The 231-nt window shown below is 39.8% G+C and carries 1 pseudogene; it reads right to left on the reverse strand.

The features are described from left to right. Positions 1-231, reverse strand: a pseudogene (locus R0K30_RS23785) (restriction endonuclease); the annotation flags it as partial.

Below are 231 nucleotides of genomic sequence, written 5' to 3' on the forward strand. Positions count from 1 at the left end.
TGAGAAAAGTGTCTTCTGGGGATTGGATCCGGTAACCACTCAACGCTACGCCAGTGAAAGAAAGGGTCGGTACCATTTTTATCAAAATTATAGTTTGATGTTATTTTTCCAATATAAATAACAGGCTGAATTTTTGAGGGCAAAATAACCCTGTCACCCATATTTATCGCATGGGCAAATGGCCAAACTTGGCTAGCATGATTCATTAACTTTTTCGGCTTAGCATCAGGG

It is taken from the genome of Bacillus sp. SIMBA_154, from assembly GCF_046536015.1.
Taxonomy (GTDB): Bacteria; Bacillota; Bacilli; order Bacillales; family Bacillaceae; genus Bacillus; species Bacillus pumilus_P.